Source organism: Paraburkholderia sp. CNPSo 3076 (assembly GCF_026343935.1).
Taxonomy (GTDB): Bacteria; Pseudomonadota; Gammaproteobacteria; order Burkholderiales; family Burkholderiaceae; genus Paraburkholderia; species Paraburkholderia nodosa.
This window is the reverse complement of sequence record NZ_JAPMAL010000019.1, coordinates 242319-261516: the sequence shown is the minus strand read 5'-3', so window position 1 is coordinate 261516 and position 19198 is coordinate 242319. Positions and strand designations below refer to the sequence as shown.

General features: G+C 66.0%; 18 protein-coding genes, 1 tRNA gene and 1 pseudogene. 5 read left to right on the top strand and 15 right to left on the bottom strand.

From position 1 onward, the window contains the following. Window positions 1-299: 299 nt before the first annotated feature. The 5 genes from M3A49_RS23335 to mutL form a co-directional block, all read right to left on the bottom strand. The gene (locus M3A49_RS23335) at window positions 300-1247 is read right to left on the bottom strand and encodes a sugar-binding transcriptional regulator (RefSeq protein WP_254352165.1); all 948 of its coding nucleotides are present in this window, start codon (window positions 1245-1247) and stop codon (window positions 300-302) included. Window positions 1248-1289: 42 nt separating this feature from the next. Then, window positions 1290-2771, bottom strand: coding sequence for a xylulokinase (xylB, locus tag M3A49_RS23330; RefSeq protein WP_266231210.1), 1482 nt, complete (start codon window positions 2769-2771; stop codon window positions 1290-1292). A gap of 121 nt (window positions 2772-2892) precedes the next feature. Beyond that, on the bottom strand, window positions 2893-4299 hold the full coding sequence (gene dalD, locus M3A49_RS23325) for a D-arabinitol 4-dehydrogenase (protein ID WP_266231209.1): 1407 nt from the start codon (window positions 4297-4299) through the stop codon (window positions 2893-2895). A gap of 242 nt (window positions 4300-4541) precedes the next feature. Next, window positions 4542-5522, bottom strand: a complete 981-nt coding sequence (gene miaA, locus M3A49_RS23320) for a tRNA (adenosine(37)-N6)-dimethylallyltransferase MiaA (RefSeq protein ID WP_266231208.1) — start codon at window positions 5520-5522, stop codon at window positions 4542-4544. Continuing rightward, a complete protein-coding gene (mutL, locus tag M3A49_RS23315; protein WP_266231207.1) occupies window positions 5519-7687 on the bottom strand; it encodes a DNA mismatch repair endonuclease MutL in 2169 nt (722 codons plus the stop codon). The genes miaA and mutL overlap by 4 nt, the downstream gene beginning before the upstream one ends. A gap of 222 nt (window positions 7688-7909) precedes the next feature. On the opposite strand from mutL, the gene M3A49_RS23310 reads away from it, so the two are divergent. Further along, the gene (locus M3A49_RS23310; protein ID WP_266231206.1) at window positions 7910-8596 is read left to right on the top strand and encodes a DedA family protein; all 687 of its coding nucleotides are present in this window, start codon (window positions 7910-7912) and stop codon (window positions 8594-8596) included. Window positions 8597-8689: 93 nt separating this feature from the next. Here the strand turns inward: M3A49_RS23310 and M3A49_RS23305 are convergent, their stop codons facing one another. Then, window positions 8690-9505 (bottom strand): mechanosensitive ion channel family protein, encoded by an 816-nt coding sequence (locus M3A49_RS23305; protein ID WP_254352155.1) that lies wholly within the window; start codon window positions 9503-9505, stop codon window positions 8690-8692. A gap of 273 nt (window positions 9506-9778) precedes the next feature. Between M3A49_RS23305 and M3A49_RS23300 the strand changes: the two are divergent. After that, window positions 9779-10398: pseudogene (locus tag M3A49_RS23300) on the top strand (ParB-like protein); the annotation flags it as partial. Window positions 10399-10487: 89 nt separating this feature from the next. Here the strand turns inward: M3A49_RS23300 and M3A49_RS23295 are convergent. Both M3A49_RS23295 and M3A49_RS23290 read right to left on the bottom strand, forming a co-directional pair. Next, entirely contained in the window at window positions 10488-10868 is a 381-nt protein-coding gene (locus M3A49_RS23295) for a hypothetical protein (protein ID WP_266231205.1), read from the bottom strand. A 275-nt stretch (window positions 10869-11143) separates the two neighbouring features. Next, on the bottom strand, window positions 11144-12073 hold the full coding sequence (locus tag M3A49_RS23290; RefSeq protein WP_266231204.1) for a LysR family transcriptional regulator: 930 nt from the start codon (window positions 12071-12073) through the stop codon (window positions 11144-11146). Between the two features lie 118 nt (window positions 12074-12191). Here M3A49_RS23290 and M3A49_RS23285 point away from each other — a divergent pair, with 118 nt between their 5' ends. From M3A49_RS23285 to M3A49_RS23275, 3 genes are all read left to right on the top strand, one after another. Further along, on the top strand, window positions 12192-12755 hold the full coding sequence (locus M3A49_RS23285; RefSeq protein WP_266231203.1) for a cytochrome b: 564 nt from the start codon (window positions 12192-12194) through the stop codon (window positions 12753-12755). A 61-nt stretch (window positions 12756-12816) separates the two neighbouring features. Next, window positions 12817-13404: a YceI family protein gene (locus M3A49_RS23280; protein WP_266231202.1), complete on the top strand. Its 588-nt coding sequence runs from the start codon at window positions 12817-12819 to the stop codon at window positions 13402-13404. 54 nt (window positions 13405-13458) lie between these two features. Continuing rightward, entirely contained in the window at window positions 13459-14049 is a 591-nt protein-coding gene (locus M3A49_RS23275) for a YceI family protein (protein WP_028205909.1), read from the top strand. A 104-nt stretch (window positions 14050-14153) separates the two neighbouring features. Here the strand turns inward: M3A49_RS23275 and M3A49_RS23270 are convergent, their stop codons facing one another. From M3A49_RS23270 to tolR, 7 genes are all read right to left on the bottom strand, one after another. Further along, window positions 14154-14600: a BspC domain-containing protein gene (locus tag M3A49_RS23270; protein WP_028205908.1), complete on the bottom strand. Its 447-nt coding sequence runs from the start codon at window positions 14598-14600 to the stop codon at window positions 14154-14156. Between the two features lie 162 nt (window positions 14601-14762). Then, window positions 14763-14838 (bottom strand) — tRNA-Lys (locus M3A49_RS23265). A 176-nt stretch (window positions 14839-15014) separates the two neighbouring features. Then, entirely contained in the window at window positions 15015-15764 is a 750-nt protein-coding gene (gene ybgF / locus M3A49_RS23260) for a tol-pal system protein YbgF (protein ID WP_266231215.1), read from the bottom strand. A gap of 23 nt (window positions 15765-15787) precedes the next feature. Beyond that, the gene (gene pal, locus M3A49_RS23255) at window positions 15788-16294 is read right to left on the bottom strand and encodes a peptidoglycan-associated lipoprotein Pal (protein ID WP_042266217.1); all 507 of its coding nucleotides are present in this window, start codon (window positions 16292-16294) and stop codon (window positions 15788-15790) included. Between the two features lie 18 nt (window positions 16295-16312). Next, complete coding sequence (gene tolB, locus M3A49_RS23250) at window positions 16313-17605, bottom strand: Tol-Pal system beta propeller repeat protein TolB (RefSeq protein WP_266231201.1); 1293 nt, start codon at window positions 17603-17605, stop codon at window positions 16313-16315. Between the two features lie 136 nt (window positions 17606-17741). After that, entirely contained in the window at window positions 17742-18740 is a 999-nt protein-coding gene (gene tolA, locus M3A49_RS23245; protein WP_266231200.1) for a cell envelope integrity protein TolA, read from the bottom strand. Beyond that, window positions 18737-19183 carry a protein TolR gene (gene tolR / locus M3A49_RS23240; protein WP_254343351.1) on the bottom strand — a complete coding sequence of 149 codons (447 nt, stop codon included), beginning with the start codon at window positions 19181-19183 and terminating at the stop codon, window positions 18737-18739. Before tolR ends, tolA begins: the two co-directional genes overlap by 4 nt. Window positions 19184-19198: the final 15 nt, after the last annotated feature.

Sequence of the window (19198 nt, the reverse complement as noted above, 5' to 3'; positions counted from 1 at the left end):
CGCATTCGTTGCTACTTCTGGAAGCAATGGAAACGTGGCCGGACTCGATTCGAGGAACTCATTGCCCGTGGCGTGAAACGCAATCTTGCCGCCCAAACCGCCGGAGCACCGCACAGCGCGTGGCGGCTCAGTCACAGCCCTGCAGTGAACCTCGCCCTGTCAAACGGGTACTTACGTTCTCTCGGGCTCCCATTGCTTGGTCCCTAGCCGATCAACCGATCCGAACCGCCGTGTACGGACCCGTACGCACGGTGGTGTGGGAGGGGTCGGGCCGCGAGGCCTGCCCCTATCCCGATTGATCAGCGGTCGATCGCGGCGCGCGCACACAACTCGTCGGTGACGAGCCCGGAGAGCCAGCCGCCGTTGAGCGCCGCAATCACCGCTTCGCGCTTGCGCGCACCGCCAGCGAAGCCGATGGTCGGGCGGCGCGGCGGCGAATCGAGGTACACGCTCGTTACGCGGCGGCCGGTGGGGGAATCGACGCGCTTGCCTGCGGCGTCGATCGGCAGGCCGAGCATTTCGGCCACGGCGCCCTGGCCCATCAGCTCGCGCACTTCGTCGGAGGTGATGAAGCCGTCCTCGTGCAGCGGGCAATGCTCGCCGATGTTGCCGATGCCGACGAACGCGACATCGGCCTCGCCCGACAGCGATTCGACGATGCGATAGAGCCGGTGATTGCACCATTGCGCGCGCTCGGCCTCGTTATCCGCGATGAGCGGCGCGGGCAGCAGAAAGTGCTTGCCGCCAGTTTTCTCGGAGATATGCAGCGCGACGTCGTAGCGGTTCGACGAGCCGTCCTGGGCGATCGCGCCCACCATCGAAACCAGCCGATGCTGCGGCCGCTCCAGTTGCGCGATCTGGTCGACGGCGGCCTTGAGCGTGCGTCCGCTGCTCACGGCCACCACCATCGGCCGCTCTTCGCTCAGGTAGCGCTCCATCACCTGTGCGCCTGCCACGGCGAGCTTGCGGTCGATTTCCTCCGGCGTGTCGTTGTCCACGGGCACCACTTCGCAGACCGAAAGGCCGTAGCGCTTCGAAAGCGCGTCGGCGAGCGCGAGGCAATCGGCGAGACGATGATCGACGCGCACGCGAATGAGGTTCTTCTCGACCGCGAACGCGACAAGGCGCTGCGCGACCGGGCGCGACACCTGCAGCTTCTCGGCGATTTCGTTCTGGGTGTTGCCGGCCACGTAGTAGAGCCAGGCGGCGCGGGTCGCGAGATCGAGTTTTTCGGTGGACTTGGGCACGGTGGTGGTCGGTGGATTCGGGGCCGAAGTGTACGGCACGCGTTACGCGAGGCGCTCGCGCGAGGGCTCGAAGAGCGGGCGCACGTGGCGGTACAACGCGCGGTAGGCGGTGAGCCGCTCGCGCAGCGCCGCGTGGCGCGTGGCGTCCGGCGTGTACTCGGCCACCACGGGCGGCTTGGTCAGCACGTCGCGCGCGTCGCCGCCCGCCGCGAGCCAGCCAAGGCGCGCCGCGCCGAGCGCCGCGCCCGTTTCGCCGCCGCCGTGCTGGCGCGTGGGCGTGTTGAATGCGTCCGCAACCAGTTGCGCCCAGTAGCCGCTGCGCGCGCCGCCGCCCAGCATTGACAGCGCGCCCACTTCGGTGCCGGCGGCCGCGAGCGCGTCGAGTCCGTCGGTGAGCGCGAGGGTCACGCCTTCGAGCACGGCGTAGCCGAGCAGCGCGCGGTCGGTCGCGTGTGTCATGCCGAAGAACACGCCCTGCGCATACGGGTCGTTGTGCGGCGTGCGCTCGCCCGAGAGATACGGCAGGAAGAGCGGGGCTTCGGCGAGGGTTGGCGCGCTGAGCTGCTCGACTTCGGCGAGCAGCGTGGGTTCGTTCGTGCCCGTGAGCTTGCAGACCCAGCGCAGGCAGCTTGCCGCCGAAAGCACGACGCTCATCTGGTGCCAGCGGTCCGGAATCGCGTGGCAGAACGCATGCACGGCGGAAGCGGGATTCGGCCGGAAGCGGTCGCCTACCACGCAAAGCACGCCCGAGGTGCCGAGCGAGACGAAGCCGTCACCGGGCTGCGTGGCGCCGATACCGATGGCGCTCGTCGCGTTGTCGCCGCCGCCCGCCGCCACGACCACGTCCTCGCGCAGACCGAATTCGCGCGCGAGCGCGGGCAGGAGCGTACCGGAGGGCGCGCTGCCTTCGGCGAGCGCAGGCATTTGCGCGCGCGTCATGTTGCAGGCGTCGAGCAGTGCGTCGGACCAGTCGCGTTTGGCCACGTCGAGCCAGAGCGTACCCGCGGCATCCGACGGATCGGAGACCTTGCCGCCGGTGAGTTGCAGGCGCAAATAGTCCTTCGGCAGCAGCACACAGGCCGTCTCGCGAAAGATCTGCGGCTCGTGGCGCGCGACCCACAGCAGCTTGGGCGCAGTGAAGCCCGGCATGGCGAGATTGCCCGCGATGCGATGCAACTGCGGCGCGCGCGCGGTCAGCTCGGCGCATTCGTCCACCGCGCGCATGTCGTTCCAGAGGATCGCGGGACGCAGCACGTTGTCGTGCGCGTCGAGCAGCACGGCGCCGTGCATCTGCCCGGAAAGGCCGATGCCGCGCACCTGCGCGAAATCGTGCGGATGCGCCTCGCGCAGCGCGGCGAGCGCGCGGCGCGTGCCGTCCCACCAGTCGGCGGGATTCTGCTCGGACCAGCGCGGGTGAGGGCGCGAGACGACGAAGGGCGTGCCGGCAGTGCCGATCACGCGGCCGTCGGGCGCGAGCAGCAGGACTTTCACTTCGGAGGTGCCGAGGTCGATGCCGAGATACATAGGCGCGCTGAAGTCGTGATGAGAGTTGCGCTACTTTAGCCGCGCGCCGGGCGCGACGCCATGCGCGCCGACCCGGAGGGCGCGCGTGGCGCGGTGTAACGGGTTATGCCGCGGTGTTGCTTCAAACGCTGCAACCGCGTGAGGCCAGCCACGCGTCGACGCGCGTGAGCGCGCCGCGCACCGCGCCGCCCAGTGTCGGGTTGCCGGCGAGGCCGCCCCACAGCAGCTTGTCGCCGAGGAACGTCGAGACGGGGTCGCCGCTATCGAACAAGCGGTGCACGGCCGCTTCGTCCATCACGCCGTCCTGGTAGCGGTAGGGCAGCGTGCCCTTGTGCCAGCGTTCCAGAAAGCGCAGGAACAGCGCGGGCAGCATGGCCGTGGCGGCGGGCGTCGCGCCCCCGGCGATGCGTTGCGCGAGCGTGGGCGCGATGAAGCCGGGGATCTTCGAGTAGCCGTCGGCGGCCACGCGCTGGTTCGTGTCCTGGATGTACGGATTGCTGAAGCGTTCGAGCACGACGTCGCGATACTTCGCGAGATCGAGCGGGCTGGGCGTGAGACAGGGAATCACGTCCTCGCTCACGTACTCGCGCGCGAAGGTGCGGATGTCGGCGTCGTGGGTGCCTTCGTGGATGAAGTCGAGACCGACGAGCGTGCCCGCCCACGCAATGCAGCTATGCGTGGCGTTGAGGATGCGGATCTTCGCTTCTTCGTAGGGCATCACCGATTCGACCATCTCCGCGCCGGCACGCTCCCAGGCGGGCCGCCCCGCGCAGAAGTGATCCTCGATCACCCACTGGATGAACGCCTCGCCCATCACCGGGCAGGCGTCGTCCACACCGGTCGCCGCTTTCACGCGCTCGCGCACGTCGGGCGTGGGGCGCGGCGTGATGCGGTCGACCATGGAGTCGGGGCACGCCGTGTTCGCGTCGAACCAGTCGCGCAGATCCGTTGCGCCGCGCAGCGCGAGGAACTCGCGCATGCCCGCATGAAAGCGCTTGCCGTTGCTGCGCAGGTTGTCGCAGGTTTGCAGCGTGACGGGGCCGCCGTCGCGCGCCATGCGCGCTTCAAGGATCGCGGCGAGCGCGCCGTAAATCGTCGTGCGGCCGCCCTTGAGGTCCGCGGCGAGGTCGGGGTTCGCGGTGTCGAGGCGGTCGTGCTCGTCGAGGTAATAGCCGCCTTCGGTCACCGTGAACGCGATGATCTTGCAGTTCGAGTCGGCGCCCGCGTCGATCAGGCTCGCGAGATCGGCGGACCACGGCAGCACGCGCGTGATCGAGCGGATCGTCTCATAAGCGCGCTCGCCCTGCGGCGTGACCGTTTCGAGCGTGTAGGCGCCGTTCTGCGCGGCCAGCGCGTCCATCACGGCGTTCATGTCGGAGCGGATGTTGCCGACGGTGAGCGACCATGCGGCCTCGTCGGGCTTGCGCCTGAGGTTCACGCGATGCAGGTACCACGCCTGATGCGCCCGGTGAAACGACCCGGCGCCGATATGCAGGATCACGTTCGCATTGCTGCGTTCGGTGTTCATTCGGTGTCTCCTTACTCAAAGCGGCCGATCGACTCAAGCCTGAGCAATTGCTCTAGTGATGAACGAATGATCGTATCCGGTCGGTCGAAAGTCAAGCGGGCGAGGGCGGATTTCGGTGGCGCGCTGCGGCGGGGGAGCGCGCGCATGCGGCGCACGGACATGCACCACCCGCGGGCTGAGCGGGGATGTTGTGGCGCACAACGCGCTCGGGAGGAGAAAGCGGGGGGAAAGGGGCGGCGGCCTTAGCCGCCAATCTGCGCTATCGCCGCGACGGCCTGATCGGTCGCATCCTGCGCGCAGCAATCCACGACGATACGCTCCCGCATCGCGCGCAGCCAAGTGAGCTGGCGCTTGCAGAGCTGGCGGGTGGCGAACACGCCCTTGTCGCGCATGGTGTCGTAGTCGACCTCGCCATCGAGGTATTCCCAAACCTGGCGATAACCCACGCAGCGCATGGAGGGCAGGTTGGGGTTCAGGTCGCCGCGCGCGCGCAGCGCCTTCACCTCGTCGATGAGACCGCCCGCGAGCATCGCGTCGAAGCGCGCTTCGATGCGCGCGTGCAGGACGCTGCGATCGGACGGCTCGAGCGCGACGGGCACGAAGCGGTAGCGCGCGGCTTCATCCTCGCGTGTGGACGGCGTGGCGAGCAGCACTGACATCGGCTGCCCGCTCAGCATGAAGATTTCGAGCGCGCGCTGGATGCGCTGCGAGTCGTTCGGGGCGAGGCGTGCAGCCGTGGCGGGATCGACCTGTGCGAGGCGGCCATGCATGGCGGGCCAGCCGTCGCGCGCGGCTTCGGCGTCGAGTTGCGCGCGCACAGCCGGATCGGCCGAGGGCAGGTCGTTCAGGCCTTGCGTGAGCGCCTTGTAGTAGAGCATCGTTCCGCCCACGAGCAGCGGCACGTTCCCGCGCGCGACGATCTCGCCCGTCACGCGCAGTGCGTCGGCGCGAAAGTCGGCGGCGGAATAGGCATCCAGCGGATCGACGATATCGATCAGATGATGCGCGGCGGCCGCACGCTCCGCGGCGCTCGGCTTCGCGGTGCCGATGTCCATCTCGCGATACACGAGCGCCGAATCGACGCTCACGATCTCCACCGTGCGCCCGCGCGCCGCCGACTGCGCGGCATATGCGAGCGCGGCCGCCGTCTTGCCCGAGGCCGTGGGGCCGAGCAGACAGGCAACCGGCAACGCGCCGCTTTCTTGTTTCGTGGACTGCGTCATTGACCGCGCATGAAGAGCCGATCGAGATCGGCGAGCGTGAGCTGGTACCAGGTCGGCCGGCCGTGATTGCACTGGTCGGCGCGCTCGGTGGCTTCCATCTGGCGCAGGAGCGCGTTCATTTCGTCGAGCGTGAGACGCCGGTTCGCGCGCACCGCATGATGGCAGGCGAGCGTGCCGAGCATCTCGTGCTGGCGCTCGGTGAGCACGCGCGAGCCGCCGTACGCGTGCAGATCGGCGAGCACGGCGCGCGCCAGTGCCTGGAGATCGGCGTCCTTGAGGAGCGCGGGCACCGCGCGGATCGCGATCGAGGTGGGCGAGAGGACGGCGAGATCGAAGCCCAGTGCTTCGAGCGTGGCCTTTTCTTCCTCGACGGTGCCGGTTTCGACGGGATCGGCCGTCATCGAGATCGGGATCAGCAAGGGTTGCACGGCGAGCGAGCGTTCGGCGAGAGCCTGCTTGAACTGCTCGTACAGGATGCGCTCGTGCGCGGCGTGCATGTCGACGATTACGAGGCCGCGCGCGTTCTGCGCGAGCACGTAGATGCCGTGGACCTGGCCGAGCGCGAAGCCGAGCGGGTGGTCCTCGCCGGCTTCGAAGGCGGCGTGCGGCGCGCCGCCGGCGAATGCACCGGCTGCGCCGTCTTGCGCCTGCGGCACGGTCGAACCTTGCGCCGTGCCGGCGCCGACATCCTTGCGGCCGAACAACGCGTCATAAAGCGCGAGCGGCTGCGCGACAGGCAGGCTGCCTTGTGTCATGCGCGACTGGCGCAGCCAGGTGTTGCCGCTGTTCGCGCTTGCCCCGCCGCCGCCTGCCTGGCCGAATCCCGACGCGCGCGAAGGCAGGCCATCCGCGCCGCCGCCGAAGCTGCTCGCCACGCTCGCGGTGCCGAACCTGCCGTCGGCGCCTAAGCCGCCCGCCGCGTCGGGCGCTGCGCCTGCGCGCGGGGACTCGGCCGCGCCCGAAGCCAGCCCGACCGAGGCGCCCAGCACCCCGGCGCCCGGCAGCGCCCGCGGCTCGATGAGCGCGGCGGCATGGCCGCCCGAGGTCGTCTCGGGCGAGGCGCCCGCGTGGCGCGCGAGCGCGCGCTGCACGGCATGGAACACGAACTGGTGAATCGAGCGCGAATCGCGGAAACGCACTTCGATCTTCGAGGGGTGCACGTTCACGTCGACGGCTTCGGGCGGCAGGTCGAGGAACAGCACGTATGACGGATAGCGCTCGCCGTGCAGCACGTCCTCATAAGCCGAGCGCACCGCGTGGGTGAGCAGCTTGTCGCGCACGAAGCGGCCGTTCACGAAGAAGTACTGCTGGTCGGCGCGGTTGCGGCTCGCCGTAGGCAGGCCCGCACAACCGTACACGGCGAGCGGCCCGGCGCGCTCGTCGAGCGGCAGATGTGCCGTGGCGAACACTTCGCCGAGGATCTTCGAGACGCGCGTGGCCGGATCGCTCGCGTTCCAGTGCTCGACCGCGCGGCCGTTGTGCAGCACCGAGATCGCCACGTCCGGGCGCGCGAGCGCGCTGCGGCGGATCATCTCGAGGCAATGGCCCAGTTCGGTCTGCTCGCTCTTCAGGAACTTGCGGCGTGCGGGCGTGTTGAAGTACAGCTCGCGCACTTCGATGGTCGTGCCCTGGCCGCCCGCAGCCGGCGAGATTGCGCCGGTGTGCCCCTCGATCTTCACGGCGTGCGGCGCGTCGGCGCTGCGGCTCGTGATCGACATCTCGGCCACCGAGGCAATCGACGCCAGCGCTTCGCCCCGGAACCCGAGCGTCGCGACGCTCTCCAGTTCGGCGAGCGAGCGGATCTTGCTGGTGGCGTGGCGCATGAGCGCGAGCGGGAGTTCGGCTTCGGGAATGCCGCAGCCGTCGTCGGCGATGGAGATGCGCTTCACGCCGCCCTCGTCGAGCAGGATGCGCAGCGTGCTCGCGCCCGCATCGAGCGCGTTTTCGAGCAGTTCCTTGACGACGGAGGCGGGCCGCTCGACCACTTCACCCGCGGCGATCTGGCTGATGAGCTGATCGGGCAGCGCCTGGATTGCGCGGGCGGGCTGCGCGGCGCGCGACGCGACTTCGGCGCTGGTCGCGCTTGGAGTGCTGGCAGTATCGCCAGCGTCGGCGGCGCCGGCGGAATCCGGCACGGCGCCGGTGGGTTCGGAATTCGAAGACATGCGCGCAATTATAGCGAGTCGGCGCGACCGGACCCGACGCGCTTCAGCGCCCGCGAAACCTTCATGTAGCAGCGCTTTGTGCGCAAATTCACCGAAATTGACGGGATATTTCCGTGGCGAGCGGGCACTTTCGGTATCATGGCGCGGTCAATTTGGCTTCTCGCGCAACACAGGGCGAACGCGCTTTTCAGGCGCGCGGCCCACGCTCAATAAGGGACACTTTTGGATACGCTCCTGCAGTTCGTCAATCTTGTCTTGCACATCGACAAGTTTCTCGGTGTCTTCATCCAGCAATACGGCGGCTGGGTCTACGCGGTGCTGTTCCTGATCGTGTTCTGCGAAACCGGGCTCGTGGTGCTGCCGTTTCTGCCCGGCGACTCGCTGCTCTTCATCGGCGGCGCGTTTGCCGCTACGCATGAGATGAATCTCGGCCTGCTGATCGTGCTGCTGCTCGTTGCGGCGGTCCTCGGCAATACGGTCAACTATCTGATTGGGCGCGCCATTGGGCCGAAGGTGTTCAATACGCACATTCCCGTGCTCGAACGCTTCCTCGACCGCGCCGCGCTGCAGAAAACGCACGAATTCTACGAGCGCCACGGCGGCAAGACTATCGTGCTCGCGCGCTTCATTCCGGTCGTGCGGACGTTTGCACCGTTCGTGGCGGGCGTCTCGCAAATGCCTATGCGACGCTTTCAGTTGTTCACGATGACGGGCGCGCTGTTCTGGGTGTTGCTGCTCGTGCTGCTCGGCTACTTTTTCGGCAACATTCCGTTCATTCGCCAGTACCTCAACGTGATCGTGCTCGTCGGCATCGGCGCGGCGATCGTGCCGATCCTGATCGGCGGCGTGTGGAAGATGCTACGCAAGGACTCGCGCGGCGGCGCCGTGCGCAAGCCCAACGGCGGTTGAGCGCCCGGCATCGCCAGGCCGAAACGCAATGAAAAACGGCATCGCCTGCGAAGGCGATGCCGTTTTGTTTTGGCGAGTGCGTTGAACGCCGCGCTAGGAGCCCACGCGGCGAATGATCGAGGGCGTTTCGGGCGTCGGATAGCCCGCGCCCTTGAAGGTCTCGACAATCGCGCGGTTGGTGTCGAAGTACACCTGCCAGTAGGTGTCGTTGCTGGTGTAGGGCCGCACGGCCAGTAGCGGGCCTTCGGGTGTGAACGAGAGAATCTCGACGTCGGGCGGCGGCTCCTGCGAAACGTTCGGAATTTTCGCGATGGCCGCGCGCAGGCGGCTGGCGGCGTCGACAGGATCGACGCCGTTGGCGATCTTCGCGGTCAGCTCCACGCGGCGCACGGGCGTCGCGCTGTAGTTCGAGATCGTGTCCGAGAAGATCTTGTTGTTGCCGATGATGTTGACCACGTTGTCCGGCGAGATGATGGTCGTGCCGAAGATGCCGAGTTCCTTCACGGTGCCCGTCACGCCCCCGGCCGTCACGAAGTCGCCCACCTTGAACGGCCGCAGCACCTGCATGAACACGCCCGCCGCGAAATGCGCGAGCAGGCCGCCCCACGCCGTCCCGATGGCGAGGCCGAGGCCGGCGAGAAGCGCCGCGAACGAGGTGGTCTGCACGCCGAACACCTGCAGGATCGCGAGGACCAGCAGCAGGTTCAACACGGCGGCGAGGATCGAACTGAGGTAATGCGCGAGCGTCGGATCGACGCGCTCGTTGCGCGCGAGCACCTTGCGCAGCAAACCGGCGACGAGGCTGATGGCCCAGCGTCCGATGACCCACAGGACGATCGCCGCCACGACCTTGGTCCCGAAGTCGATGCCCCGGGTCATGATGAATACGCGGATGGTTTCGAGATCCAAAATGCCCTCGCTTGTGTCGTTGGTTGAGCCTGGAAGACGTGCAACTGACATCGGCGGGAGCGTGACGGGCGCCGTGGTTCGCGCCGTCTGTCCCTTAGCGCATTTATAGGCGAAGCGGCGAAAGCGTGCATCCAACGTGCCCGGCGGTCTCAGGATTGACCCTGCGCACGGAGCGCACGGAGCGCGTTCGATTGATGCCGCATGCATGGCCGTTCGGCTGTATCGTTGCGCGATCGACCCCGACACCAATCGACACTAAACAGGAGGCCCGCCATGAACCTTCCGAACACCGATCTCCATCTCATCACCGTGAAGCTCGACGAGCTGCGTCCTACGCAGATCACGGTGGGCTTTCGGGAGGTGAACGCCAAGCGCGCGCACTGGCAGGTGCTCGACAAGAAAGGCCGCGCGGCGGCCATCGACTCGCACTGGTTTCCCGCCGTGCTCGGGCCGAAGTCGGCTACTACGTGGTCGATCATCACCACCTTGGCCGCGCGTGGCTCGAAAAATCGGTGGAGAGCGTGCGGGTGACCGTGCTCAAGGATCTCTCGTGGCTCGAGCCCACCATCTTCTGGCGCATGATGGAGCACAACCAGTGGGTGCATCCGTTCGATGCCGCAGGCGAGCGCTGCGAATTCGACCAGTTGCCGAAGCAGCTGCTCGGCCTTGCCGACGATCCGTAGCGCAGCCTCGCGGGCGAGTTGCGCACGTCGGGAGGCTACGCGAAGGACACGACGCCGTTCAGCGAATTCCTGTGGGCCGACTATCTGCGTCGTAAGGTATCCGAAACGCGCTTGCACAAGGATTTCGACGCGGCGCTCGCCGACGCGCTATCGCACGCACACGATGCCGACGCGCGTTATCTGCCGGGCTGGTCGGGCGTGGTGCCTGCCGCGGCGCCAGCGCCGGCGGTGACACGGGCCAAAGGGGAGAAGGTGGACAAGCCTGCCAAGGCCAGGAAGGGCTAAAGCCGGCTTGCGCCTTACATCGGCAGCGTCGATTTGCTGTAGCGAGACGTCTCGATTTCCTGCGCACCTGCCGGTCCATTGTGCGCCTTGCGGGACGCCTGTCGGCGCGCATGCCAGGCGATGAGCAGCGCCATCAACGCCGCGAGCGCGTAGGCGAAGGCGCGCTCAGCGTAAGTCTCGCCGGGATTGTGCGCTTGCCACGGTCCACCGGCCTTGGCGAACACGAGGAAGGTGAGCGCCGTGTCGAACGCGAGCGCAGTCGCCATCAAGCCGATGAAAATATGCGCGCCATTGAGCGTGAGATCGGGCCGCGCGCAGCCAATGAGCCAGCAACCCACGCGCACGGCGACGAGCAGGGCGAGATTCCAGAGCAGAAAGCAGATGAAGTTGACCATGATGCGAAGTGACCGGGCGCGTGACACAAAGCTCGCGCTGGGTATTCGGGGCGTGCGGCTTTCGCGCATGCCCGCACTCCCGGCGAGCGGTGGCGCGATCCTGGCATGGAGGTCCATCTCGATAAATGCGGGCGTACGGAGGCCGATGGCGCGAGGTCGGCGTCGGTTGCCGCGTGAGCCCGGCGTGACGCGGCTTGCGCGGGTTTGTTAAGCATTGTCAGGCGTGCGCGGGGTTGCGTTCATACAATTCGCAGGCGCATCGCTCGCGCGTTGTTTCAGCGGGCGTCGGGCAACGGCGCTTGCGGCGGCGTGCCTTGCGTGAGGTAGTGGCAGAGCCACTCGCTGGCGGGGCCGCGCGCCGCGTCGGTGCGATGGATCAGCGAGATGTTGTAGCTCACCGAGCGCCGGTCCGCGAGCGCGACGCGCACGAGCCGCCCGGCTTCGAGATCGGCTTCCACGAGGTGCTTCGGCATCGACCCCCAGCCGAGGCCCGCGAGCAGCAGCCGGTGCTTCGCACCGAGGTCGCCGAGCTTCCACGCGCGATTGCTGTACACGCCGAAGTTCTGGCCTTCGGTGAGGCGGCTGCGATCGGTGAGCACCAACTGCGTGTGCTCGCGCGCATCCGAAATGCGCACCGGGTGCTCCGCCTTGGCGAGCGGATGGCAGGGGGCGGCCACGAGCACGAGTTCCACGGTGCCGATGGACTGGGCCTCGATCACGTGCGGCCAGTTGTGGTTCGGCCCGCTGATCCCCACCGCGCAGTCGCCGTCGAGCACGAGCTTGAGCACGCCGCCGAGCGCTTCCATGGTGAGATTCAGCGCGACAGTGGGAAACGTGAACGCGAACGCCTGCAGCGCTTCGACCAGGCGCTGCGAGGGAAACATCACGTCCACGGCCAGCGAAACTTCGCCCTCGAGCCCCCTCTGCAGGCCGGCCGCCTTGGCGTTAAGCTGACCCATGAGCAGATCGAGGCGGCGCGCGTCGGCGAGGATCGCGCGGCCCGCGGCCGTGAGTTCCGGCTTGCGCTTGCCGCGCTTGAACAGCGCGACGCCCAGCAGCGCCTCGAGATTGGCGATCGTATAGCTGACCACCGACTGCGCGCGGTCGAGCTGGCGCGCCGCCGCCGAGAAGCTGCCGGTTTCGGCGACGGCGATCAGCGCGCGCAGCTGCTCGAGGCTCGGGGAGCGGTCCGAGGTGCGGTCCACGAGGTACGGTCCTTTTCGATCTATCGAAAAAGTGGATGATAACCATCCATTTTAGACGATTGTTTGAATAGGTTTGGCCGGGTAAAGTGCACACCTCGAATAATGGAGTCGTATGCCGATGAACCCTAACGTCAAGCCCGCCGGCCGCTATAACGGCGTCGCCATGCTGCTGCACTGGCTGATCGCCGCGCTGATCGTCTGGGGCTTTGCGCTCGGCTGGGTCATGACCGACATTCCCGGCATCACGCCCACCAAACTGCGCTACTTCTCGTGGCACAAGTGGATTGGCGTGACTGTGCTCGCGCTCGTGCTTGTGCGCATTCTCTGGCGCCTCACGCACACCGCGCCCGCGCTGCCCGGCTCCATGCATGGCTGGGAACGGCTCGCCGCGCACCTGGGCCACACCGCGCTTTACGTGCTGATGGTCGCGATTCCGGTGACGGGCTACCTCTATAGCTCGGCGGCCGGCATCCAGGTCGTGTACCTTGGCATCTGGCCGATGCCCGTGCTGATCGGCCCCGACACCGCGCTCAAGGGCGTGCTGCGCGTCGTGCATATCTCGCTGAACTACACCTTGCTCACCGTGGTCGTGCTGCACGTGCTGGCCGTCATCAAGCACCAGTTGGTCGACCGCCAGAACATCCTCGCGCGCATGCTGCCGTTCGGCACGCCGCGCGACTGACTTTGCGGCGCGCAAGCGCCGTCTCCATTTCCCGATGCCACCCACCTTGGACCGACTGCCCATGATCCAGCGTCTTGCCCATACCGCCTCCGTCGTCGCGCTCGGCGCGGCCCTCGCCGCCGGCGCGGCTTTTGCCACGACCTTCGCCACGAACGCCAACGCCGCGGCCGAAGCCGCGAAGAACTCCGTGAGCGCCGTGTTCAAGCAGATGAACGTGCCGGTCGAAGGCCGCTTCAACCACTTCACCGCCGACGTGCGCTTCGATCCGGCGAACGTCGCGGCATCGAGCGCGAAGCTCGACGTCGAGGTGGCGAGCTTCGACCTCGGCGCGCCGGAATACAACAAGGAAGTCGCCGGCGACGAGTGGTTCGACGCCTCGCATTTCCCGCACGCGACTTTCGTTTCCACGCAGATCAAGTCCGGTGCGAACGGTGCGTTCACGGTGGCCGGCAAGCTGACCATCAAGGGCAAGACGACCGACGTCGTCGTGCCGGTGCAGTACCGCAAGGACGGCGCCAACCAGGTGTTCGACGGCACGCTGCCCATCAAGCGCCTCGCGTACGGCATCGGCTCGGGCGAGTGGAAGGACACCTCGATCGTCGCCGACGACGTGCAGATCAAGTTTCACATCGTGTCCGCCGCGCACTGACGCGCGTACGGCATCGCTTTTTCACCCAGTTTCTCCCGCACCAGGAAACGATTCATGAAGACCACGATTTTCGCCGCGGCCGTTGCCGCCTCGCTCGCAGCCTTCGTCGCCACGCCGGCGCTCGCGGCCGCTACGACCTACAACCTCGACCCGATGCACACGTATCCGAGCTTCGAAGCCGATCACTTCGGCGGCGTATCGGTGTGGCGCGGCAAGTTCACGAAGAGCGCGGGCACGGTCACGCTCGACCGCGAGGCGAAGACGGGCACGGTGGACGTGACGATCGACGCATCGTCGATCGATACCGGCAACGCGAAGCTCGACAAGCACGTGAGCTCGGCCGAATTCCTCGACACCGCGAAGTACCCGACGGCCACCTACAAGGGCACGTCGATCCGCTTCGACGGCGACAAGCCCGTGGAAGTGATCGGCACGTTCACGCTGCATGGCGTGACCAAGCCGCTGAACCTGAAGATCGACTCGTTCAAGTGTTTCCAGAACCCGATGCTCAAGCGTGAAGTGTGCGGCGCGGACGCCTCGGCGCAATTCGACCGTGCGGACTACGGCGTGAACTGGGGCCAGTCGTATGGCTTCAAGACGGCTACGACGCTGCAGATCCAGGTCGAAGGCGTCAAGGCAGACTGAGTTTGCGCGCGGCATGAGCCGCGCGTCGCTCGATGCGAAACCCGTACGCTGTCTGGCGCGCGGGTTTTTTTGTTGCCGGCTGCGATAAGGACAACGAAATGTCGTCAGTGGATCGGCGACGTTGCGTGCGTGCCGCGCGGCGACAGCGCGACATCGACGACGTGCGAATGCCAGATACCGCACGTGGCCTTCACGGGAACCCAGGCGTACTTGCCGCGGACCTTGGCGAAGGCGTGCAGGTGGATCAGCGTGTCGATGGACGGGACAGGCGTAAGCGCCTCGCTTGCGGCGGGCATGGGCGTGGCGTTGACGGGCGCGGGTTGCTCGATCGTCGCCGAGAGCGCGCGCCGATCGGGCACGAGCAGCGAATCGTAGCGCTGCGCCTTGTGCACCCACTGGTCGAGCGCGGCAACGCAATTGACGACGGCGTCCGGCACGCGAATGCGGCGCAGGTATGCGTAGTCTTCGGGTTGCGGTTGGATTTGCGCCTGAACGCGCAGACTGAGCCAGAAAAGCGCGAGCAGGGCGCAGGCAAGGGTCGTGAACTTCATGATGACGTGGCCTGTGCAGCGGGGATGGGACAGCGGGGGGAGGAGGGAGTATACATGCTGGACGCATGCTCGCGCGCCGAGTGTCTCAAGTCGCTTGAGCTTGCGCCGTACGCTGCAAAGCAAAAAGCCCAGTCCGAAGACTGGGCTTTTTGTTTGATGCTTTGGTAGGCCGTACGGGATTCGAACCTGTGACCAACGGATTAAAAGTCCGCTGCTCTACCAGCTGAGCTAACGACCCAAAAGAGAAGCGGGATTATAGCGGCGCATGGCCAACGCGTCAACCTTTGCCGTCATAAAACCGATGGAAACGCCCGGAGCACGCCGTGCCCCGGGCCTTCCCTGTATGCGAGAGGCGCATTTCGCGGCATTGGCATTACACCAGCGCCACGTCACGCCAAAACCAGCCAGCAGCGCTTATTTGAGCTGTGCAAGCTTGCTCTGCGCCGTCTGGGCGACATCCGAATTGCCGTATTGCGAAACGACCTGCTCGAGCGTGCGTTTGGCCGCAGCCTTTTGCCCCTGCTCGATCTGATTGTTCGCAATGGCCAGCAGCGCCTCGGGGGCGCGCGGATGCTGCGGGTATTTGTTGACGACGTTCTGCCACGTCGCGGTCGACCCCTTGTAGTCCTTCAGCGCATAGAGCGCGTTGCCGAGCCAGTACTGCGCGGTCGGCTGGTAAGGACTCTGCGGGAACTTCGCGATGAAGCTACGGAACGATGCCGCCGCGTTCTTGAAGTCGCCGTTGCGGAACTGCTGCGAAGCGGCGTTGAACGCGTCCATCTCACCCGGCTGAACCGTGCCTTGCATGCCGTCTACGGTCTCCTGCTGCGGCTCGAACTTCTTGAGTCGCGTGTCGAGATCCGTGTAGTAGTCCTTCTGTTGCTTCTGCAGGGTCGCCAACTGGTTCGCCATATCCTCGTTCTGTCCGCGCAACGTCGCGACCTGCTGGTTGAGCTGGTCGAGGTGGTTGGACTGGTCAAGGATCGTGCGTTGAGCGGCGGACAGCTGGCTGGACAGGCTGTCCGTTTTCGCGCGCAGGTCGAGAATCGCCTGGCGCGCCTGATCGTCATCGAAGATACCCGCGTGGGCCGGCAGCGCCGCGAAGGCGACGCCAGCCACGCAGGCGGCTGCGGCTGCGCGCAGCGGGGAGAAACGGTGCGACATACGCCCCTTCATGCAATGCTCAATTACTGTTGATACACGAGGTCAGCACGGCGGTTCTGTGCCCACGATGCTTCGTCGTGGCCCGTTGCGACCGGCTTTTCCTTACCGAGGCTGACGGCTTCCATTTGCGAATCAGGCACGCCCATCAGCGAGAGGGCGCGACGGACCGCTTCGGCACGCTTTTGACCCAGCGCCAGGTTGTATTCGCTCGTGCCGCGCTCGTCGGTGTTGCCCTGGATCAGGACGTGACGTTCCGGGTGCGTCTTGAGGTACTGTGCGTGAGCTTGCAGCAGCGACTGGTAGTCGTCCTTGACGGCGTAGCTGTCGAAATCGAAGTACACGCTGCGCTTGGCGAGCGGGCTGTTCGGGTTGTTCAGCTCATCGACGTTCACCTGGGCGACCGCGTTCGGGTTCGGCTGGGTGTTCATCGCGCCGGCGTTCGGGTTCGTTTCCTTGACACCCGACTTGCACGCTGCCAGCGCACCGATCATCAAAACGGCCAAGGCCAGGCGTACTTTCTTCGACATCATTTTTGCTCTCCTGAAGTGTTATTGCATAAAAGGACCCCAGGACGGCTCGCGTACGCTGCCGCCCTGAACGGACAGGATTTGCCGCGTACGACCGTCGGTCGATACAGCAGCCAGCACGCCACGGCCGTTCACCTGTGTGGCGTAAAGAATGTACTGACCGTTCGCCGCGAAGCTGGGCGATTCGTCATGTGTCGTGTCAGTGAGCGCCGTGGCGACACCGGACTGCAGATCTTGAATGTACAGCTTAAATCCGCCGCCCGTGCGTGAGATGTACGCCAGTTGCTTGCCGTCCGGGCTGACCTTCGGGCTCGTATTGTAGTTGCCGGTGAACGTCACACGCTGTGCCGTTCCGGTGCTTTCGCCCTGGGCCGGCATCTTGTAAATCTGAGGCTGGCCGCCGCGGTCGCTCGTGAAATAAATCCAGCGTCCGTCAGGAGAGTAGTTGGGTTCGGTGTCGATCGTCGTGCCTTGCGTGAGGCGGTGCAGGCCGGAGCCGTCGGCATTGACGGCGAAGATCTGCGTGTTGCCCGTGCGCGACAGTGCTACTGCGAGCGTGCGGCTGTCGGGAGACCAGGCCGGTGCCGAATTGTTGCCCTTCTGGTCCGAAATGATCACGCGGCGACCCGTAGGCAGGTCATGCACGTAGACGATCGGCTTCTTCTTTTCGAAAGATACGTAAGCGACCTTGGTGCCGTCGGGCGACCAGGCCGGCGAGATGATCGGCTCGGGGCTCGAGAGCGCGATGTGCGCGTCTTGTCCATCGGAGTCCGAAACCTGCAGCTGGAAGCGGCCGCCCGTCTTGATCACGTACGAAAGACGCGTGGCGAACACACCGCGATCGCCGAGCAGCTTCTGATAGATGTAGTCCGCAACCTTGTGCGCGCTCATGCGCAGGCCGCTTGCCGGGCTCGTGAGCACGAGGCCGCCGAGGCTTTCGCCCTTCACGGTGTCGTAGAGCTTGAAGCGTACTTCGTACTGGCCGTTGGCGAGCTTGTTCACGCTGCCCGCAACGAACGCATTGGCGCCCTTGGCCTTCCAGCTGCCGAGGTCGACGGAGTCGTTTTCCGAGATCGGTGCGTTGCCGGCGTCGATATTGGTGAATTTCCCGCTGCGTTGCAGGTCGGCGCGCACGATGGCCGCGACCTGCTCGGGCGAATTCGCTTCACCGGCAAAGTTAGCCGTGGCGATGGGGAACTGGGTGGAGCCCACGCCGGTGACGAGGACGTTGAGTTGTGCGTTCGCCACTCCGCCCGCCGTGATCAGGCAGGACGCGACGAGGGTTCGCAGGCCAAGCTTCGTCATCAATGTCATGCTGTGATATTTCCTGAAAAAAGCAATTTTGTCATAACGCGCAACAGCAGACTGACCCGAAAACGTTCGAATCGTTCCTTTTTAGCCACTGTTGCGCGGCGGCTTTCCTCAACCTTTCTGCGCCTTGCGCTCGCCATTAACCTGCCGGGCGCAAGGTGATCAAAAAGTTCGGCGGCGCCTTGCCATTCGTATCGAGCGGCATCGGATCCGATCGTTGGACGGCTCGTAGCGCGGCGTCGTCCCACGACGAGTTGCCGCTGCTACGCTGTATCTGCGCCGAAAGCAGAGTGCCCGTCGGCGAGCAGCGCACCGCTACAACTGTCTCCAGTCCTGACGTCTCGCCGGACCAGATGATGTTCGGCCGCACGCGCCGCTGCACTTTCTCCGCATAGCCCGGCGACGTCGCGTTGCCGCCCGAGCCGCTACCCGTGCCGCTCTTTGCAAGACCGTTGCCGCTCGTGCCTTCGCCGCCGCCCATCGAGCCTTGCATCTGCGCGATGCGGGCGCGGCGTTCCGAGTCGAGCTTCTTCGCCTGGGCGTCAGCCTGCGCCTTCGCCTTGGCGGCCTTCTCGGCGTCGGCCTTCTTCTGCGCGTCGAGCTTCGCCTGCTTCTGCTGCTCTTCTTCCTGCTGCTGCTTCTTGAGCGCGTCCTGCTGCTGTTGCTGCTGCTTTTGCTTTTCTGCCGCGGCTTGCTGCTGTTGCTGCTGCTGCTTGAGCTTTTCCGCCTTCTGCTGAGCCGCAAGCTGTGCAGCCTGCTGGGCCACGAGTTGCTGACGCTTCGCTTCGGCTTCCTGCTGGGCTTTCAGACGCTGCTGCTCGGCCAGTTGCGCTTCGCGCTGCGCTTCCTGCTGCTTACGCTTTTGCTGTTGCAGCGCAATGTCGGCTTCCTCGGTTTGCGGCGGCGGCGGGGCAGGGGCGACGGGCGCGGGCGGCGGCAGCGGCTTCGGTGTCGACAGGTCCGGCACCTCAGTCCACAGTTCCGCTTCTTCACCCGCCGGCGTGCTGTTCTGCCAGTGGATGCCGTGATAGAGGAACAGACCGAGCAGCACGTGCATGAGCACCGCGAGGGCGATAGCACGTCCCGTGCCACGCTCGCGCGGAGGCTGCAGCGGATACGAATCGTTCTTGCGGATCATTGCGATTTGACGAGCAGTCCGACACGTTTGACGCCATGCGACTTCAGGTCGGACATCACGTTCATCACCGTCTCGTATTTGACGGACTTGTCGGCGGCGATCACGACGGGCTGGTCGGGATGGCTCTGCTCGCGATCGGCGACGAAGCCGTTGAGATCGGCGCGCGTCATGGTTTCCTGCTGCGTGGCGCCGGAGTCATCCTTGTAGCGTACGCTCAGATTGCCGTCGGGGCGAATATTGACCACGACGGGCGGCACCTGCTGCTGCTGCGACGCGCCGCCGACGGTCGGCAGATTGACGATGGACGGCGCCACGAGCGGCGCGGTCACCATGAAGATTACGAGCAACACCAGCATCACGTCGATGTACGGCACGACGTTGATGTCGGCCATCGCACGGCGCGAGCGGCTGCCTCGCATGCTCGAACGGTTTGAGCCTCCCATCTTCGACTCCTTGCC